This window comes from Chelatococcus sp. XZ-Ab1 (assembly GCF_029309855.1).
Lineage (GTDB): Bacteria > Pseudomonadota > Alphaproteobacteria > Rhizobiales > Beijerinckiaceae > Chelatococcus_A > Chelatococcus_A sambhunathii.
In genome coordinates this window covers 118230-133919 of record NZ_JARKII010000012.1, presented here as the reverse complement: position 1 = coordinate 133919, position 15690 = coordinate 118230, and the positions used below count along the sequence as shown (strand labels likewise).

Here is a 15690-nt window from a genome sequence, read left to right as displayed (position 1 = left end):
GATTGTGGATCAGGAGGTCCCCCGTTCAAGCCGGGGCAGCTGTACCACCGCCTTTCAATGGGTTGGCGGCAATTTCTTCAAGCAATCATTCAGAAGTGTTACCGGGCGTGTTACCGCCGCCTGTTCTCGCCGCGTTCCGGCGTGCGATGCGCAGTTGAGCGACGCGGGCCGTCTGCTCGATGGAGCCGCGGTTGTAGATCATCGTCGTTGACATCTGGCGGTGCGTCGCCGCCTTCATGACGTCCTCGGCCATCGCGCCGGCTTCGAATGCCTCGGACACGGCTCCGGCCCGGCTGTCCATGTTCCAAAGCCCCTTCGGCCAGCCGGCGAGGTCCGCGGCCTCTCGGAATTTCCGGCCGAACTGCTCGCGGCGGTACGGCTTGCCGGACGATTCGTCGATGATGATCGGGCCGATGCGGCGCTCGCGCGGGATGGCCTTCAGAAGCTCGATCGTGTCGGGATAGAGCTTCAGGTCATGCTCGGCGATCTCGCTGCCGTTCGATTTGGAGGTCGGCTTCCGCAGGATCCAGTCGCTGTCGATCTGGTCCCAGGTGAGCCCCCAATCCCATCGCCATTCGCCATCCATGATGCCTTTGCGCTGTCCGGAGCCGTCGCGAATCCACTCGCCGATCACATCCTTCTGGCGCATGCTGAGATCGAACTGCATGGTCACGGCGAGCGCGAGGGACGGTCGCAAGATCCGGCTGTCATGCAACGCGATGTCGCGGACCTTGGCGATCTGCTCGTAGGTCGGGCGCCGCTTCCGGCTCTTGGGCATCGAGAACTGCATCTCCGACAGCATCTTCGAAACGTCGAAGCACCCCGGTTCGCGGAGTTCGCAACCGTAGGAGAACAGGCGCCGAAGCGTCTGGATGCAGGCATATGCTCTTCGCTCATGCACCTTCCCGCCATCGCCGTCGGGCTGGCGCCAGTTGCGATACCAGCGCCGAACGTCGCGACCGGTGATGCCGTCAAAATCCCGCTCCCCGACTGTTGCGCGGATGATCTTGATGTTCTGATCGTAGAAGGCGCGGGTTGCCTGCCGGCGCTCGTGATAGGGGCTGTCGGCATCGATCTGGAATGCGTCGCACAGCCACGCGATCGTGCGCGGCGGGGCGAGATTCCTTGGGGCCTCGATGCCCGTCATCCATTCGCGCATCTCGGCTGTCAGCACCTGGCACCGATTGGCGATGTTCTTTGCGTCGGCCGGATCGTCGAGGTTGCCGAACAGCCGAGCCGTTTTGACCGGATATCCGGCTTTGACGGCGGCCTCGTCCGCGACCCAGTAGAGGTCAACGCGACCGGTCTTTCGGCGCATGCGCTTGAGACCGGGGAACATTCCGGTTCTGGGCATCCCAATTCTCTCCTCCTCCAGGTTTTGCGGGGATGGTCCGCTTCTCCAGACCGTTGCGCCGATCAAGGAAGGCGCGGACGGCAGGAAGGTATCGGCCGCCGAACATCGGGTCGATCATCGGCAGGCCGTGTCGCTCGAGCACCGTCGCAAGACCGGGCCATGCGCTGGCTCGCGCGGGGCCGAGAATGATCTTGGCCAATTGCTTCTCGTCCGGATAGAGCGGCAGGTCGTCATTCATCTCGCTTCCTCGCGAACAGGTCCGGTGCACGCTTCGGGCGCTTCCGGCGCGGATGCTTCTCCTTGGGCAGGGGCGGCCGGCCGAAGGTCCACGCATCGTCCGGAATGGGCTTGGATGGGTCCGACAGCATGTCCAGCAGCGCAAGGCCCTGCCGCAACAACTCGCTGTCCTCCGGGGCATTCCAGAAGCCGATCATGTCAAGCAGCACCCCGGCCGCCTGGTAGGCGCTGCCGAAGCGGTCCTCGGCGTCTGGCCACCCGAAAAGCTGGCCGGTCATGTCTTCGTTCTCCCTCTCCGTGGCGGTCACGAGCACCAGTCGATGCGCCGCGTGCATCGCAGTCCCGGCGGCCTGGCACTCATATCCAGATGAGACGAGGCCACTCCAAGAGCCAAGCCTCTCCGCCATCTCTCGCACTGCTTGGGTGGGGATGGTCATGGGCATGAGCGATCCCCCAAGCGAATTTCCTCGGCGATCGTCTCCACAATGTGGTGGCGATGCACGCAGCCTAGGCCCCGGTAAAACGTGGCGTAATCGTCAGCCACCTCCGCACAACGCTCCCTCTCGGCCATTATGGCGCGGGCCGTTACCCTGACGACTGGCCAGTCGTCGTGCTCGCCGGCTCGAATTTCACCCGCTAGCATGAATGATGAGTCGTCGTCGTACCATCGGGCCGCAGCGTCACGGGCCAGCTTCATCACGTCTTCCGGGGTCTCACTCATCTCGTCCCTCCTCCAGGGCGGCATTTACCGGGTCGTCGTCGCCGCCCAACATCCCGGCACCGCGCAGTCTCTTTTGCGCGTCGCGCAGCGCGTTCTCCATCTGTGCTGCTCTGCGGCGCATGGGCGCGATTTCGGCGGCGTGGATCTCCTCGACGATCTGTTCAATGAGCCGAGCGAGTGCCTGCGTGACGATGCTGTCTACGGCGATATCGCGGGCGATGTCGCGGAATGCTGGCTTATTGCGCCTCTTCATCGCTTCCTCCGGCGGTGAGTTCGCGGGCCTCTGACAGCCACGCATCCATCCGTGCGATATCGTCGCGGGCCAGTTCGTCGGCCTCATCCTCGACGACAAGCCGACCGTTGCACGAATGCCCAGCAAACAGCGCTTCGCGCTCCATCTCGATGAGCGGGATGGCGCGGCACACCAGTTCCCTCAGTCTTGTTGCCTCCTCTGCTTTGGAGAGGAGGGTGGGGAGAGCTGCCAATCTGCTGGCCGAACCACGCATCGGCGTCCGTGCCTATCTCCCAATAGTGGCCGTTGTGCCATGTCGTCCAAGGCCCCGGAGTCGCCTCCTCCATCAGCCGCCGGAGCTCTTTCGCGTTCATGGCCACTCGCCCTCGTGCTCGATGAACTGACGGTCCGGATCGTCATCGCTGTCGGACAAGAACATCCAGTAGTGCCGCTCGACGGCCTCACGGATCACATCGTCCGTCGTGTTGAACACGTCGGCGGCCTGTCGAACTGTCGTCTTACCGTCCTGCATGAATGACCATATCTGGACGGCATTTGCGAAGTCGTCGAAGTGCAGGCCGGCCTCGTCGTCATCTTGTTGGAACTCGGCACGTTGGAATTTCCCGGTCATCTCTTGGCCCTCTTTCGTGTTGATGTCAGTCATGCCCCAACCCTCCGCTTGCCCTTCTCCAGGTAGGACATGGAGAACCAATGCATCGCGACGGAACCGGCGACCGTGAACACGGTGTAGAAGGTGGCCACCGCAGCGATCTGCGCAATGCCTTCGGCCTCTCTCAGCTTATCGACGACGATGAACATGGAGAGGATCCACACGCCGTTTGAGAACACGGCGGCAACGGCATGGTATGGAATTGAGCCGCTATTCCTGGCCCGGCTGACCCACGTGAATGCCGCGTTCTGCGCCATGAGGAGCGCCGCCCAAATCACCCAAGAGGTCACGCTGCATCCTCCATATCCTTTTCCGCCAGCACGCACAGGAAGTCGCAGTGCGGGGCTATCGGGTCTGTCGTAGGCCAATCCGCTGGGATATCGTCGATAAACACGCGCTCGCCGTTGATACGTGCCAAGCGCGCACCGATCTCGCGGGCGAAGCCTGCAGTGCGAGCGAAGTTATCCGGGAAGTCTTGCCGGTACCTCGCCCAATAATTCGGGCTGCTCGCCTTCACGCACCCGGTCTGCAAGCAGTTGGCGTTGGGGTATCCCATGGCGTAGCTCCGGGGTGGCACCAACCCGGCGCGTTCGACCATTGCCAACGTCGATGCTTTGGTCAGCCCCCGCTCTATGAGGGGCGCCCGGACGGTCAGTTCGGGATAGTTCTCCTTGAGGCGTTCGAAGCGCTCCACATCGCGTGCGTCGCACGTATAGCCGAAGACGTGAATGTCATCCGGGCGCTGAAACGCCAGCCTGGGCGCGACTTTCATCTCGACAGTGCAGGGCGCTCCGTCGATGCCGTTCATGTAGCGGCGCTTGTGCCACACGTCCCAGACGCTGCCGTATCTTTCAGATCGGAGGATCGTCGGCTGTCGATTGAGGTGTCGCATCGCGTCGGCCTCAAAACGGTAGTTGTCTGGATCCTCGTTGCTCGTCTCGCATCTGGCGATGATGGCCTCTTTGTTTTCAGAAAGGACGATCTGCGCCACTACGAAGGAGGCGGCGCCTGTGCTCCACCAAATGATCGTGCGTCCTCCCATCTCAGCCCTCCATGGCGACGGTGGTGGTGGGGCGCTCCCACCTGCGGCAGGCAGCATCACGCGCGCGAACATCGGTGGCCGTGCCGCCCGTCCAATGGATCTGCATGAGGCCGCATTTCAGGTAGGTCTTGGCATACTGGCGGCGATAGAGGTGGCGGCAGGTTCTGCACGTCTCACCTGCAGGGCCGGTGCCGGGCAACGCTGCGTGCCCTCTCGGCTGCGTCGACCGTAGGCGATTCCGTTCCTGTGGTGTGAGTGCACGCGGCAGGTCGAACAGCTCCATCGTCACTGCGCGCCCCCGCCCTTGTCCGCGTACTCGGCGGCGGCCTTGTTCTTGTCGTGCTCACCGGTATCGACGAGCAATTGCTTGTCTCTGTAGTCGAGTGACCCGAAGAACTTTCGATAGGCGGCCATCCCGTTGAGTGCGGCACTGCGAGCCTCCTCCATCAGGGCGAGCGATTGAATTTTGTGATCTCCCGGAAAGTCCGCGCCCGTGTCGCCCTCGGGGGGCTGTGAAGACGACACGGGCGCGGCAGTCTCCGCCGCCTGGGAGGAGGAACGAGAAGGGGCGGCGGGATTGACGGATCCACCGCGAGCCCATGCGGCGAGCATGCGGCCGGCTTCCTCGGAAATGGGCCTGCCAGCCGGGAACATGTTGCGGTGTTGGTCCTGCAGCTTGTGGGGCAGGTCGAATTGCGGGATGCCGGGACGGTCCGGCGTCAGCGTGAAGCTGGCGGTCATTTCGTACATGAAGCGCTTCTCGCAGATCGGTACCCAGCCCAACGGGCGCACCTGCGTCTTGCCGTTCTCGCGGACGATCTCGATCTTCTCGTCGGCGCGCAGGCAGAAGATGAGGGACGCCCGGCACTGCAGGAGCGCGTTCATCATCTTCTTGTGGGCGAGCTTCGGTTCCTTCCAGTTGCCCGGCGACTTCACGCCCTTCTCGGCCAGATCGTCAGCCCAGTCCATGATGCCGCCCTCGCCGTCATACTCGTGCGAGGCGCTGTCGATGATGACAACCTCGGCGCCGGCGGCCTCAGCTGCGCGGATACCCTCGATGAACCGCTCCGGCCGGAACGGCGGCCGCATGTCGGCATGCATGAACTGGAAGCGGTCGGCATAGTGAAGGCCGCGCCGGGCCTCCGTGTCGATGAAGGCGATCTTGCCCTCGGGCGACATGCCGCGGGCGAGCCGCAAGGCGCTGAAGGTCTTGCCGCTGCCGCTGGCGCCAGCCAGGGCGATGAGCAGGCCGACTTGCTCGCGACGGGCGGGGGCGAACGTGAATGTCATCAGACAGCTCCGACAAGCTTCTTCGGCGCCGGTTCAGGGCGCCATGGAGCGCGCACGAGGAACGGGTCGATGCCCATCTCGCGCAGGCTCTCGTCTTCCATTTCGCGGGTGGTCCAGGCCGTCTCGGCAAATGCGGGGTATTCAGCCAAGACGACGCGGGCCGGGTAGCCCGGCCAGTTGCCGGTCGCGAGACAGCGGTTCCAGAGCGCTATCGCGGCGGCGACTTTCTTGCGCCCGACCTCAAGGCCGATGTTGTCGAGTTCCGCGACCGTGCACAGATGCGGAGGATCGTTCTCGACGAGCGCCCAGCGAAAGCGGATGCGGCCGGCAAGCTCGGGCCGGAGGCGGACGACGACACGCTCATAGAGCGCGGCCTGAATTTCGTAGCCCATGTTGGCGATGCGCCGGCCGATGCCCTGGGGCGCGGCTGACTGGTCGCCGGTCTTGACGTCCCAGATGATCGCCTCGTCGCCGCGGTCCTCGAACATGTCGATCATGATCCGCAGCCATGCACCGGTCGGGTCCTGCGCGATGGCGACAAGCTCAGGTGTGCCGCTGGCAAATCCCTCGCAATCCTCGATGCCGGCGATTGCGTCACGGGCCGCCTGGGCAATGGCCTCGGCTGCCTCAAGGTCTGGCCGCAGGATGGGGGCAAGCCCGGATGCATAGGCGTCGGCCCGCTGCTGGCGCGCATCCTTGGACGTGTAGGCGTCGGCCTCGATCACGCGGACGTCGCGCCCACGGCCGAGGATGAGTTTGTGGGCGACGGTGCCGATCTCCATCGGCCGCGTGGGGCTGGTGTCCGGCTTGTAATCCGGGTTGAGGCGCGGGTGCTGGTGCCACGCATGCCGGGGCGATTGCTCGAGCAGCACACGGGCAATCGACGATGACAGCGACGGCGCATGGCACGGGTCAGCGTGATAGACCTCGGCCGGGATGTCGGCGTGCAGGCCGGCGGGAAGGGGCTTCATCTCAGATCCTCGACTTGCCGCCGCGGTAGCGAGACGTTCGCGTGATCGTCTCGACGCCGTGACGGGCAAGGGTGGCGGTGGTCGTGGCGCGGTCGTGCACGACGTTCAACAGATGCTCGACGCCAGCCGTGGAGCCGGCGCGGATGGCCCTCTCGGCCGCGTCCATCGCGCGGCGGGCCTCCGCCATGTGCTCGATCATCGACCGGGCGGCGAGGCTGAGCGCTGGGAGGGGCGACGGCTTCACGGCACTTCTCCGTCGACGTGCTCGTGCCGGTCCACGATCTTGCGGCTCTCGCTCCACTTCGCGAGGACGCCGAAGACGATGAGGGCGAGCGTCGGGACGATGATCACCGCGGCGAAGGCGTAGGCGGCGCCGTCGTGACCGGACCAGCGCGGCCAAGGTTCGGCGGCGTGGGCGGGCGTCGCGATCCACCAACCGGCGAAGGCCAGCAGCATCAGCCAGAAGGAGACATGCTCGAGGAGGCGTTCCATCTCACCGCTCTCCCCTTGCTAGGGCGAGGGCGGCGCGGGCCAGCTTGTCGAATGCTCTCTCCGCTTCCTTGCTGGCGATCAGGTTCTCACGCGAGCGGTCGAGGAAATATGCGGCTTGCGCTTCACGCATCGCGACGCCAGCAACCAGCGCCTCGTACATTTCAGGCGCGGCGGCGATCAGGCGGGCGTTGGCTTCCGCCGCGGGCGTTTTTTCGCCGGTGTCATCGACCGGGAAAACGACCGCCGTTAGCTCATCCGTCGTTCCGACCTCTCCGCTCGATCGAACGATCCACGGCCCCGGCGTGAATTCAGGCTTGCTCATCTCATCGCCCTCCCGAACCGGGGAGGCGGTCCACGAGCGCCGTCATCTGCTCCTGGGCGGCCTTCGCCTTCTCAAGCGCCTCGTCGATCAGCTCGTTCCGGCGTTCCGCCATGGCGGCGGTGAGCGCGTGGTACTGCCGGCGCGTCGCGATCTCGGCGGCGCGGAGGTTCACCTTACTGGTGTTGACGATCCCGCCGCCGCCGGTGGGGTTGGCGATCTCGATCTTCTGCAGTTCGAGGATGCGGCGAAGGCGGTCGGCCGGCTCGCGCTCCGACAGGCCGGGCTCGATCATGTCGAGCTGCCACGGCTCACGGATGTAGTCCTCGGCCCGGTTGTTCAGGATCCGATCGGCCGTCTGGCGGGCGCTCGCTTCAACCGCGCGGCACGCTCGCTCAAGGGCCTGTGATGCAATGTCGGGGGTGTGCGTGGACATGTCGTCCCTCCGTTGTTGGAGAGACGTTACCCAATCTGGGGAATATCCGTCAACCCCAAAATGGGTAATGCAAGCAACGCTGAACGGCGCCCATACTCCTCAAGGGAGCGGGGGGATGGATTACATTCAAATTGCTACTGAATTCATGGTTTTTTTGGTCCGGCACGACGAGGCTTTCGGGGTGGCGTTGGTCTTTTTGAACCAAGCGGCGGATGAGGGAATGGACTTGGTTGGTGCGCGGGGCGCCTTCGATGAATTTCTTGCTTCAGGAAAGCGTGACGATGTAGCAACCGTTGCCGTTGCGATGCGCTCCAAGGCCGAGAATCTTTATCAGTCAGATGAAGACATAAGCACTATGCTCGCGTGCGGGGCAGCTGCAATTATCGCGGTCGTATCCTTTGGGTCGCTTGGCGTATATGAGCCGGGAAGTGTGGGAGACAGGGCGTTTCGTGCTGCCGCTAGATTCTATGGGTTCGCTCAAGCATTACGCGAAAAACTCTGGGATTAGCGGGGAGCCATCAGTTTCACGAGGGCGGCCCAGACAACTTCCACGTCGTACATCGGTGGCTCGAACTGCGACAGCAGCGTGTAGCGGCCGGGGATCGAGCCGCGCATGAGCTTCTTTATGAGCTGGCGCCCGTCAGCGAGCATGACGACGCAAAGGCGGCCGATCATGTTCGGAGTCGGTGGATCATGCACATCGTCATAGAAAACCAGCCATTGATCGAAAAAGGTTCCAAGCGAGTCCCCACGAATCTCGACCGCCACCGTGTCTTCCGTTGCCCCGTCTGGCGCGTCGACCTCATCGAATGGTCCTTGCCCCTCGCCGAAGATATAGGCCAATGCGCCAGCGCCCACGTAGCCGACGAGCGGCACCGTCTTCCTTGTTGAGATGATGTCCGCCTCTGAAACGCCGAACGCTCTCGCCGCCGAGCTGATGTAGTCGCTCGTCAGCCGACGCTCACCACGCTCCAGCTTGATGTACTGGCTGCGGGAGACGGCCATGGCCTCGGCAGCCCGTTCGAGCGTCCAATTCAGGCTTGTCCGGATCTTTTTGAGGTTGTTCCCCATGTTGGGGACAATGCCAAGTCTTTGCCGCACTTGTCGTTTCCCAAAGTGGGGAGTTTCTGCTTGACGATGTTCCCCGCATTGGGGAACATTCGCGGCCATGAAGCTCTCCGATTTCATGACGGCCTCCGGCCTCGATGACGATCAGATGGCCGCCCTCCTGGGCGGCTGCTCTGCCCATGCGGTGAAGAAGTGGCGATACGGGGAGCGTTTGCCCCGCCCCGAGCAGCTTCGCCGCATCGCTGAAGTCACCGACGGGAAGGTGATGCCCAATGACTTCGTGATGGATGCCCCCGCTCCGGCGGAGGCCGCCGATGCGTGATCAGTCGCCTCTCTCGTCCGCCAGCATGGCTTCGAGCATCACCGACGACAGGGCGATGCAGGAGCGCGGGCGCGAGTTGTTCATGCGGTTCTTCGTGTCGTCGAGGGCGGTGGCGAGCGACGGCAGGTCGAGCGTGGCGGGCGGCAGTGCCCGGCGTAGCGCCCCCGCGAACGCGACGAGCACGGCAGCGACCTCTTCTTCCGACATGGCGGCTCCCATGGGCGGTTCTCCTCACAATGATGGGACTGGCGAATGATCATGCTCAATTGTTCAGCCGCAACGGCGCGGGCGCTTGGCGCCGAACCCTGCAAGCCGGGTCAGAGGGTGCCTGGCACGCACATCGTGATCACGACCGACGACGGTTCGTTGTGGCTGTGGCGCATCCAGGCCGGCGCGTTCCAGATGCGGGCCTCCTGATGGACGACTTTCTCGACATCCTGACGCAGATCCGTGTCGAGCGCGGGCTTCGTCCGCCGGGCGCCGACGGCCCGCGATCATCGTTCGGTCTCGGATGCCATCAACATGACGGCGCAGATGCCGAGGGCCTTGGCGGCCGGCGTGCCGGCATCGCCGTGGGTCGTCATCCGGTCGACGAGGCCGTGCAGCTCGTTGGCGAGACGTATCAGCCGCTCGTTTCCGCCCTCTCCGCCGTCCGCCGCAACCTGGGCGAGGGCGAAGGCCGCGAGCGCGGCGCCGAGGTCTTCGGCCGTGATCGGGGTCGTGGGCAAGCGCTCTCTCCTTCCTATCGGTCTGTCGTGCTGGCGCTCCGGGAGCGCCGGGAGGGCCTTTGATGTCTGGATCATCGCATATCGCACCGCCCTTGTTCGGGGGCATTGATACCCGATATGCCCCCGTTTCCGAGGCGGTCTGCGCGCTCGCGCGCCGGCTTTGGCCGCGCAAGACGCAACATCATCTCGCCGCGCGGGCTGGAACATCCCATCGCTCGGCCGAGAAGTGGCTGACCGGAGAGTGCGGCCTGTCCGCCGATGCTTTGGCAAACCTCATCCGCTCCGACGTGGGAATCGACGTGCTCGAAGGACTGATGGGCGATGTGAAGCCCAGTTGGTGGCCGGAATTTCGCGCGCAGGCGCGCATTGCCGCTGCGGAAGCACGTCTTGAAGCGCTCGCCAAGGAGATTGCGAATGCGCGTCGTGATCTGGCGTGAGGCGTTGGTGAGTTTCGCCCTGTGGCGAGCCGCGCGTGCGGAGAAGCGGGCGCGTTTCTGGTTGGCCGTCGCGCGGTTTGTCGGCGGCAGGTGATTGTGGCTCGGCTCGGCAGGTCTAGGCCTGGCAGGGCAAGGCAAGGAAAGGAAAGGAAAGGGAACGACATGACGGTTGCTGCTCTGGTCAATGAGAAGACGAACGGCGGTAAGGCGACTGTGGAGGCGTCGAGGCCCTATGTCGTCTCGGTAACGATTGAAGGTTCCGCAGATTTTCTGTTCCACCGTTGGAACTGCGAGGCCGTTGACGCGAAGGCGAAGGCCGCCAAGAACTCGGCGGCGAAGAAGACGGACGATATCGAGAGCTACGTCTATCGGAACGACGCCGGCGAGCTGTGCGTGCCTGGCGAGTATCTTAGGCAGGCCATCATCGGCGCCGCCAAGTTTCGGCAGGATCCCCGTTCGCCCCGCAAGAGTGCGATGGATCTCTACAAGGCCGGTATTGTCTCGCTGACCCATCTGGCGCCGCTCGGATCGAACGAGTGGGACTACCTCGATACCAGGCGCGTGATGGTGCAGCGCGCGGGCGTGAACCGCACGCGCCCCGCAATGAAGGCGGGATGGCGCGCATCATTCGATCTCATCGTGAACCTGCCCGAGTACATCGGGCGCAATGACCTTCGCGACGTGATCGATAGCGCCGGCCGGCTCATCGGCATCGGCGACTTCAGGCCGACCTTCGGGCGTTTCGGCGTCGTCCGCTTCGAATAGCGACATCGCTTTGGCGGGGACCGGCCCGGAATGGCAAGCCACGGCGCGGTCGGGAAAGGTCTGGCGCGGCATGGATTTTCAAGCACTTGGAGAGAGGCAATGACGGAAAAGCAGGACTACATCGAGATGTCCGTCGAGACGTTGACGGGCGACCTGCGCGACTGGTTGTTGGGCCATCTGCGCAACATGCCGAAGCCGTGGCAGCAGCTTTCGGAAGCCGAGCAGAAGGATCGCATCTATGCCGCCGAGAGCGCGGCGCGAGACTTCGTGCGCAAGGGCGTGAATCTGATCGCGGCGCACGGCCACGACAAGGTGACGGTCGACGTCGGCAAGTTCACGGTGAAGGACGGCTCGATCAAGGCCGAGTTCGTCGCCGCCGCGACCGACGACAACCTTCTGCTGATCCGCCATGCCGGCCGCGCCGTGCTCGTGTTGGCGGATCCGGAAGTGTTCACGGGTGAGCGCGCTCCGGCCGCTGCGGATCCCGACGAGCCCGAGCTGCCGATCGAGGAAGAGGACGAAGGCGACGAGGAGCCGTCCTCGTCCGGCGACTTCCCCGAAATCCCTCCACATCTCGACCGCCGTCGCTCGCGCGCCGTTGCGGACGTCGAGGCGTAATGATGGCGCCGGCCATCGTCATACGGCTGGCCGGCGTGCCAGTGGGGAAGGGGCGGCCGCGCTTCGTGCGATCGACCGGCCGCGCCTTCACCCCGGCGGCGACGCGCTCCTACGAGAGCGCGCTGCGTCTCGCCGCCCAGGAGGCCATGGGCGACCGCGCGCCCCTCGGTGGCGCGCTGCACGTCCATGTCGCCGCGCATTTCCCCGTCCCGGCGAGCTGGTCGAAGAAGCGCCAGCGTGCGGCCCTCGAAGGTGAGCTGCTGCCGGCGACGAAGCCCGATGTCGACAACCTGCTGAAGGTGCTCGACGCCCTCAACGAGGTCGTGTGGCGCGACGACAAGCAGATCGTCTCCGCCGTCATCTGGAAGCGCTACTCGGACGCGCCCGGCCTCTTCATCAAGGTGGAGCCGGTGGCATGAATGCTCATCCGCAGACCGTTGCCGCAGATGACGAGACGCTCGTCGAGGTCGTCCGTCTCCTGTTCGCTCTCGGGTTCGACACGATCGATATCGCCCAGGTTCTCCGCCTCGACGAGGCTCGCGTCTGGAACCTGCGGGCGCGGGCTGGCCGGAGGCCGGCATGACCGTAGCAATCCTTCTCGGCGACGTGCTCGCCCGACTGCGCGAGTTGCCGGCCGACCACTTCGACTGCGTCGTGACGAGCCCGCCCTATTGGGGGCTGCGAGACTATGGCGTGGTGGGGCAAATCGGCCTGGAGCCGACACTCGGCGAGCACCTCGCCGTCATGGTCGACGTGTTCCGCGAGGTGCGGCGGGTGATGAAGCCCGCGGGCACGCTGTGGCTCAACTACGGCGACTGCTACGCCACGACGCCGAACGGCCGCAGCGCGGCCGACACGAAAGCGGCCGGCAGCGACGACCGGACGTTTCGGGACAAGCCGTTCTCGACGGTCGGCGGGGTGCTGAAGGCGAAGGACCTTTGCATGGTCCCGAACCGGCTCGCCATTGCGCTGCAGGAAGACGGCTGGTGGGTTCGTTCCGAGATCATCTGGGGCAAGCCCAATGCGATGCCCGATTCCTCCGGCCGCTTCCGCCCGGCGACGGCGCACGAGAAGTGGTTCCTGCTCACCAAGTCCGACGAGGTGAATTTCTGGACCGCGCGCGACACGGGCGAGATTTCGTCCGCGCCGGACCTCGCCGAGCAGTGCCTCATGGTGACGACCGGCAAGCCGGGGCCGCGGTGGATCGGGCTCGGGCATTTCTACAATGCCGAGGCAGTGCGCGTATCCCGAGCGTCCGACGAGGATGCGAACGGATTTCGGGGAGGCTCCTATGTCGGAGGCGCCCCCGGGCCCCGCACCGCGCGCGGGAACAGACGCGTCAAGATGCCCGATGGGTGGGACACCGGCCCCGGCGGCTATGGCTCTCGCCACAGGCAGGGCCGCGAGAAGGGCGGCTATGTCGATCGTAAATATGAAGGCGTAGAGAACGGCGGTGGCCTTCATGCGCCACACCTCGGCCTTCAGGGCGCTCGCGATCGTTGGAAAGCCGCCAAGCAACGCGGCCACTCCCGCCGTCACGCGGGATTCAACGAGCGCTGGGACGACATGCCCCGCGAGGAGCAGCGGGGGAATGGCCGTCTGCTGCGGAATTACGAGGCGGCCCCGTTGCCCGTGTGGGAAGTGGCGACGGCGGCTTTCCGCGATGCGCATTTCGCGACTTTTCCGCCCGAGCTCGTCGAGCGCTGCCTGCGTGCCGGATGCCCGGCCGACGGCAGGGTGCTCGATCCCTTCGGCGGGGCAGGCACGACGGGGCTCGTCGCTGATGCCCTCGGGCTCGACTGCACGCTGATCGAGCTCAATCCCGAATACGCCGAGATCGCCCGGAAGCGGATCGACGTCGGCATCGTGCGGCGCGCAGTCGTCGTGCCCGAAGACGCGCCGGCATCCGCCGAAACCCTTTCCCTCTTTGCTGCGGAGTGACGATGATCCGCGGCCTGCACCTCAGTCCGACCGAGCGCCGCGTCGAGCGGGACGGCGTTGCCGCGATCCTCGTCGGCACGCATTTCCGCGCGCTCGAGCTGATGCTGCAGGCACACCCGGCGGCGGTCCACCGCGACGACATTCTCGACCACGTGGCCGGCGCTGGCCGGGCGCGCCTCTATTCCGACGAACGCTATACGAGCCGCCTCATCTCGGGCGCCCGGCAGGCGATGCAGCTCCTCGGCTGCGATGTCGTGCTCGCCGGCCGCAGCTCATGGCGCGTCGTCGACCTCTGCGACGAAAGGACGGGCCATGTCCCATCGGTACGAGCCCATGAAGGATCCCCGCCGCGCCGGCAAGCATGTCTCGGCGGCCATCGACTTTCTCGTGAGCCTCGGCCTTGGGAGCGTCGAGGTGGTGAAGCGCAAGCACCTGCACCTGTCGTGGGCGTGGGGGCCGCGGCGCCTCTCGATCAGCATGCCGTGCACGCCGCGCTCGGAAGACCACGCGGCCGTGACGGCGATTCAGCGCATCCGGCGCGCAATCCGTGAGGCGTCATGAACGAGAACGAGGACGATGCCTGGATCTCGCTCGGCGAGGCAGTGACAGCAGCAATCAAGGGCTGGGTGCAAGAAGACGATGAACGAGACGAACGACCTGCCGCACTCGCTGGACAGCGAAATGGCCCTGATCGGGGCCGTCTTGGTGCGGCCGGAGGCGCTGGAGCGGGCGCTTGACCTGGTTTCCATTGAGGATTTCGTCGAGCCGATCCATGCCCGCATCTGGGAGGCCATGGCGGCCGCTTCCGCTCGCGGCGACGCGATCAACGCGACGCTCGTGCGCGAGGCGATCGGCAACAGCGACCTCGGCGGCGCGACCGTCGGCGAATATCTGCAGAGGCTCTACGGCGAAGCGTCTACGCTGGCGAACCTGCCTGGCTATGCCCGTGCCGTCCGCAATTCGGCGGCGCTGCGTCGCATCGTGTGGACGGGGAAGGAAATGATCCAGCGCGCCATGGCCGCCTCTGTGATGGACGATCCGGCGCCGATTGCCGCCGGCGCCATCGAGGAACTGGATGCGGTCTCCTCCGCCTCGCTCTCCGAACATGTCCGCCGCGTCACGCTCGACGAGGCGATGGTGTCGGCGATCGAGGCCAGTGAGCAGGCGCGCACCGGTAATGGCCTGCGCGGCGCTCCTTACGGCATCCCGTCCCTCGACAAGATGACCATGGGCGCGCGGCCGGGACAGCTCATCATCCTCGCTGGCCGGCCGGGCATGGGGAAAACGACGGTCGGCGTCGCCCTCGGCCTCAAGACCGCGGCGCGGGGGCACGGCGTCTATTTCGTGTCGCTGGAGATGGTGGCACAGGAGCTCGCCGAGCGCGCCCTGGCGTCGCTCTGCTGGTCGGCGCATGCCGATCCGATCACCTATCAGGCCATCGCCGAGGGTGTGAGGTTGCGCGACGTCGATTTCGCGCGCTTGCGCCGCGCCCGAGAAAAGTACGGCAATGACCCGATCGTCATCGAGCAGCAATCCGGCCTGTCCGTCCAGCAGATCATCGCGCGGGCCCGGCAGGTGCGCACGTCCTTCGAACGCCGCGGCCGGCGGCTGGCGGTCATCATGGTGGATCACCTCGGCCTCGTGCGCCCGTCGCAGCGCTATGCCGGATCGCGCGTGCAGGAGGTGGCCGAAATCACGGCCGCGCTCAAGGTGGCCGCGAAGGAACTCGGCGTTGCCGTGGTGCTGTTGTGCCAGCTGTCGCGGCAGACGGAGCAACGCGCCAGCAACGACCGTCGGCCGCAGCTTGCCGACCTGCGCGACTCCGGGGCCATCGAGCAGGACGCCGACGTGGTGATCGGGCTCTATCGCGAGGCCTATTACTTGCGGCGCAAGGGCAAGCTCTCGGATGAGGAGAGCGCCCGCCTGGCCGATGTCGAGGACCGTATCGAGATCGAGATCCTGAAGCAGCGGCAGGGCCCGACGGGACGCCTCACGCTCTATTGCAACGTGTCGTGCAACGTCATCGAAGAACTGGCGGAGTAGGGGG

29 protein-coding genes are annotated in these 15690 nt (G+C 65.2%); 11 read left to right on the top strand and 18 right to left on the bottom strand.

Features of this window, described 5'->3' with window-relative positions; translation table 11 throughout:
* Nucleotides 1–85 precede the first annotated feature (85 nt).
* The 15 genes from P2T65_RS17450 to P2T65_RS17380 all read right to left on the bottom strand — a co-directional run bounded on the left by P2T65_RS17450 (nt 86) and on the right by P2T65_RS17380 (nt 7764).
* Nucleotides 86–1318: an integrase gene (locus P2T65_RS17450; RefSeq protein WP_276200359.1), complete on the bottom strand. Its 1233-nt coding sequence runs from the start codon at nt 1316–1318 to the stop codon at nt 86–88.
* Nucleotides 1293–1592 (bottom strand): hypothetical protein, encoded by a 300-nt coding sequence (locus tag P2T65_RS17445; RefSeq protein WP_276200357.1) that lies wholly within the window; start codon nt 1590–1592, stop codon nt 1293–1295. Before P2T65_RS17445 ends, P2T65_RS17450 begins: the two co-directional genes overlap by 26 nt.
* Nucleotides 1585–1869: a hypothetical protein gene (locus P2T65_RS17440; RefSeq protein ID WP_276200356.1), complete on the bottom strand. Its 285-nt coding sequence runs from the start codon at nt 1867–1869 to the stop codon at nt 1585–1587. The genes P2T65_RS17445 and P2T65_RS17440 overlap by 8 nt, the downstream gene beginning before the upstream one ends.
* Before the next feature lie 155 nt (nt 1870–2024).
* Nucleotides 2025–2312: a hypothetical protein gene (locus P2T65_RS17435; protein WP_276200355.1), complete on the bottom strand. Its 288-nt coding sequence runs from the start codon at nt 2310–2312 to the stop codon at nt 2025–2027.
* The gene (locus P2T65_RS17430; protein WP_276200354.1) at nt 2305–2565 is read right to left on the bottom strand and encodes a hypothetical protein; all 261 of its coding nucleotides are present in this window, start codon (nt 2563–2565) and stop codon (nt 2305–2307) included. Before P2T65_RS17430 ends, P2T65_RS17435 begins: the two co-directional genes overlap by 8 nt.
* Nucleotides 2549–2818, bottom strand: coding sequence for a hypothetical protein (locus tag P2T65_RS17425; protein WP_276200353.1), 270 nt, complete (start codon nt 2816–2818; stop codon nt 2549–2551). Before P2T65_RS17425 ends, P2T65_RS17430 begins: the two co-directional genes overlap by 17 nt.
* A 96-nt stretch (nt 2819–2914) precedes the next feature.
* Nucleotides 2915–3208, bottom strand: coding sequence for a hypothetical protein (locus tag P2T65_RS17420; RefSeq protein ID WP_276200352.1), 294 nt, complete (start codon nt 3206–3208; stop codon nt 2915–2917).
* Entirely contained in the window at nt 3205–3504 is a 300-nt protein-coding gene (locus P2T65_RS17415) for a hypothetical protein (RefSeq protein WP_276200351.1), read from the bottom strand. Before P2T65_RS17415 ends, P2T65_RS17420 begins: the two co-directional genes overlap by 4 nt.
* Nucleotides 3501–4256: a hypothetical protein gene (locus P2T65_RS17410; RefSeq protein ID WP_276200350.1), complete on the bottom strand. Its 756-nt coding sequence runs from the start codon at nt 4254–4256 to the stop codon at nt 3501–3503. Before P2T65_RS17410 ends, P2T65_RS17415 begins: the two co-directional genes overlap by 4 nt.
* 285 nt (nt 4257–4541) lie before the next feature.
* Nucleotides 4542–5546 (bottom strand): AAA family ATPase, encoded by a 1005-nt coding sequence (locus tag P2T65_RS17405; protein WP_276200349.1) that lies wholly within the window; start codon nt 5544–5546, stop codon nt 4542–4544.
* Nucleotides 5546–6517: a PD-(D/E)XK nuclease-like domain-containing protein gene (locus P2T65_RS17400; RefSeq protein WP_276200348.1), complete on the bottom strand. Its 972-nt coding sequence runs from the start codon at nt 6515–6517 to the stop codon at nt 5546–5548. The genes P2T65_RS17405 and P2T65_RS17400 overlap by 1 nt, the downstream gene beginning before the upstream one ends.
* A 1-nt stretch (nt 6518) precedes the next feature.
* Nucleotides 6519–6761 (bottom strand): hypothetical protein, encoded by a 243-nt coding sequence (locus P2T65_RS17395; protein WP_276200347.1) that lies wholly within the window; start codon nt 6759–6761, stop codon nt 6519–6521.
* Nucleotides 6758–7009, bottom strand: coding sequence for a hypothetical protein (locus P2T65_RS17390; protein ID WP_276200346.1), 252 nt, complete (start codon nt 7007–7009; stop codon nt 6758–6760). The genes P2T65_RS17395 and P2T65_RS17390 overlap by 4 nt, the downstream gene beginning before the upstream one ends.
* A gap of 1 nt (nt 7010) precedes the next feature.
* Nucleotides 7011–7331, bottom strand: coding sequence for a hypothetical protein (locus P2T65_RS17385; RefSeq protein WP_276200345.1), 321 nt, complete (start codon nt 7329–7331; stop codon nt 7011–7013).
* A gap of 1 nt (nt 7332) precedes the next feature.
* Nucleotides 7333–7764 (bottom strand): hypothetical protein, encoded by a 432-nt coding sequence (locus tag P2T65_RS17380; protein ID WP_276200344.1) that lies wholly within the window; start codon nt 7762–7764, stop codon nt 7333–7335.
* Nucleotides 7765–7879: 115 nt separating this feature from the next.
* Here P2T65_RS17380 and P2T65_RS17375 point away from each other — a divergent pair, with 115 nt between their 5' ends.
* Nucleotides 7880–8272, top strand: a complete 393-nt coding sequence (locus P2T65_RS17375) for a hypothetical protein (RefSeq protein ID WP_276200343.1) — start codon at nt 7880–7882, stop codon at nt 8270–8272.
* Here P2T65_RS17375 and P2T65_RS17370 read toward each other — a convergent pair.
* Complete coding sequence (locus tag P2T65_RS17370) at nt 8269–8952, bottom strand: helix-turn-helix domain-containing protein (RefSeq protein WP_276200342.1); 684 nt, start codon at nt 8950–8952, stop codon at nt 8269–8271. The two genes, P2T65_RS17375 and P2T65_RS17370, sit on opposite strands and share 4 nt — an antisense overlap.
* Between P2T65_RS17370 and P2T65_RS17365 the strand changes: the two genes are divergently transcribed.
* Nucleotides 8933–9154 carry a hypothetical protein gene (locus P2T65_RS17365; RefSeq protein ID WP_276200341.1) on the top strand — a complete coding sequence of 74 codons (222 nt, stop codon included), beginning with the start codon at nt 8933–8935 and terminating at the stop codon, nt 9152–9154. The two genes, P2T65_RS17370 and P2T65_RS17365, sit on opposite strands and share 20 nt — an antisense overlap.
* Here P2T65_RS17365 and P2T65_RS17360 read toward each other — a convergent pair whose 3' ends face one another.
* Complete coding sequence (locus P2T65_RS17360) at nt 9155–9373, bottom strand: hypothetical protein (RefSeq protein ID WP_276200340.1); 219 nt, start codon at nt 9371–9373, stop codon at nt 9155–9157.
* A gap of 33 nt (nt 9374–9406) precedes the next feature.
* Here P2T65_RS17360 and P2T65_RS17355 point away from each other — a divergent pair, with 33 nt between their 5' ends.
* Nucleotides 9407–9571 (top strand): hypothetical protein, encoded by a 165-nt coding sequence (locus tag P2T65_RS17355; RefSeq protein ID WP_276200339.1) that lies wholly within the window; start codon nt 9407–9409, stop codon nt 9569–9571.
* A 77-nt stretch (nt 9572–9648) separates the two neighbouring features.
* On the opposite strand, the gene P2T65_RS17350 is transcribed toward P2T65_RS17355, so the two are convergent.
* A complete protein-coding gene (locus P2T65_RS17350; protein ID WP_276200338.1) occupies nt 9649–9882 on the bottom strand; it encodes a hypothetical protein in 234 nt (77 codons plus the stop codon).
* A 62-nt stretch (nt 9883–9944) separates the two neighbouring features.
* Between P2T65_RS17350 and P2T65_RS17345 the strand changes: the two genes are divergently transcribed.
* The 8 genes from P2T65_RS17345 (at nt 9945) to P2T65_RS17310 (ending at nt 15686) form a co-directional block, all read left to right on the top strand.
* Nucleotides 9945–10319, top strand: coding sequence for a hypothetical protein (locus P2T65_RS17345; protein WP_276200337.1), 375 nt, complete (start codon nt 9945–9947; stop codon nt 10317–10319).
* A gap of 162 nt (nt 10320–10481) precedes the next feature.
* A complete protein-coding gene (locus tag P2T65_RS17340) occupies nt 10482–11084 on the top strand; it encodes a hypothetical protein (protein ID WP_276200336.1) in 603 nt (200 codons plus the stop codon).
* Nucleotides 11085–11114: 30 nt separating this feature from the next.
* Nucleotides 11115–11702 (top strand): hypothetical protein, encoded by a 588-nt coding sequence (locus P2T65_RS17335; protein WP_276200335.1) that lies wholly within the window; start codon nt 11115–11117, stop codon nt 11700–11702.
* On the top strand, nt 11702–12121 hold the full coding sequence (locus P2T65_RS17330; protein ID WP_276200334.1) for a RusA family crossover junction endodeoxyribonuclease: 420 nt from the start codon (nt 11702–11704) through the stop codon (nt 12119–12121). Before P2T65_RS17335 ends, P2T65_RS17330 begins: the two co-directional genes overlap by 1 nt.
* The gene (locus tag P2T65_RS17325) at nt 12118–12285 is read left to right on the top strand and encodes a hypothetical protein (protein WP_276200333.1); all 168 of its coding nucleotides are present in this window, start codon (nt 12118–12120) and stop codon (nt 12283–12285) included. Before P2T65_RS17330 ends, P2T65_RS17325 begins: the two co-directional genes overlap by 4 nt.
* Complete coding sequence (locus P2T65_RS17320) at nt 12282–13643, top strand: DNA methyltransferase (RefSeq protein WP_276200332.1); 1362 nt, start codon at nt 12282–12284, stop codon at nt 13641–13643. Before P2T65_RS17325 ends, P2T65_RS17320 begins: the two co-directional genes overlap by 4 nt.
* Before the next feature lie 2 nt (nt 13644–13645).
* Nucleotides 13646–14194: a hypothetical protein gene (locus P2T65_RS17315; protein ID WP_276200331.1), complete on the top strand. Its 549-nt coding sequence runs from the start codon at nt 13646–13648 to the stop codon at nt 14192–14194.
* Nucleotides 14195–14282: 88 nt separating this feature from the next.
* Nucleotides 14283–15686 (top strand): DnaB-like helicase C-terminal domain-containing protein, encoded by a 1404-nt coding sequence (locus P2T65_RS17310; RefSeq protein WP_276200330.1) that lies wholly within the window; start codon nt 14283–14285, stop codon nt 15684–15686.
* Nucleotides 15687–15690: the final 4 nt, after the last annotated feature.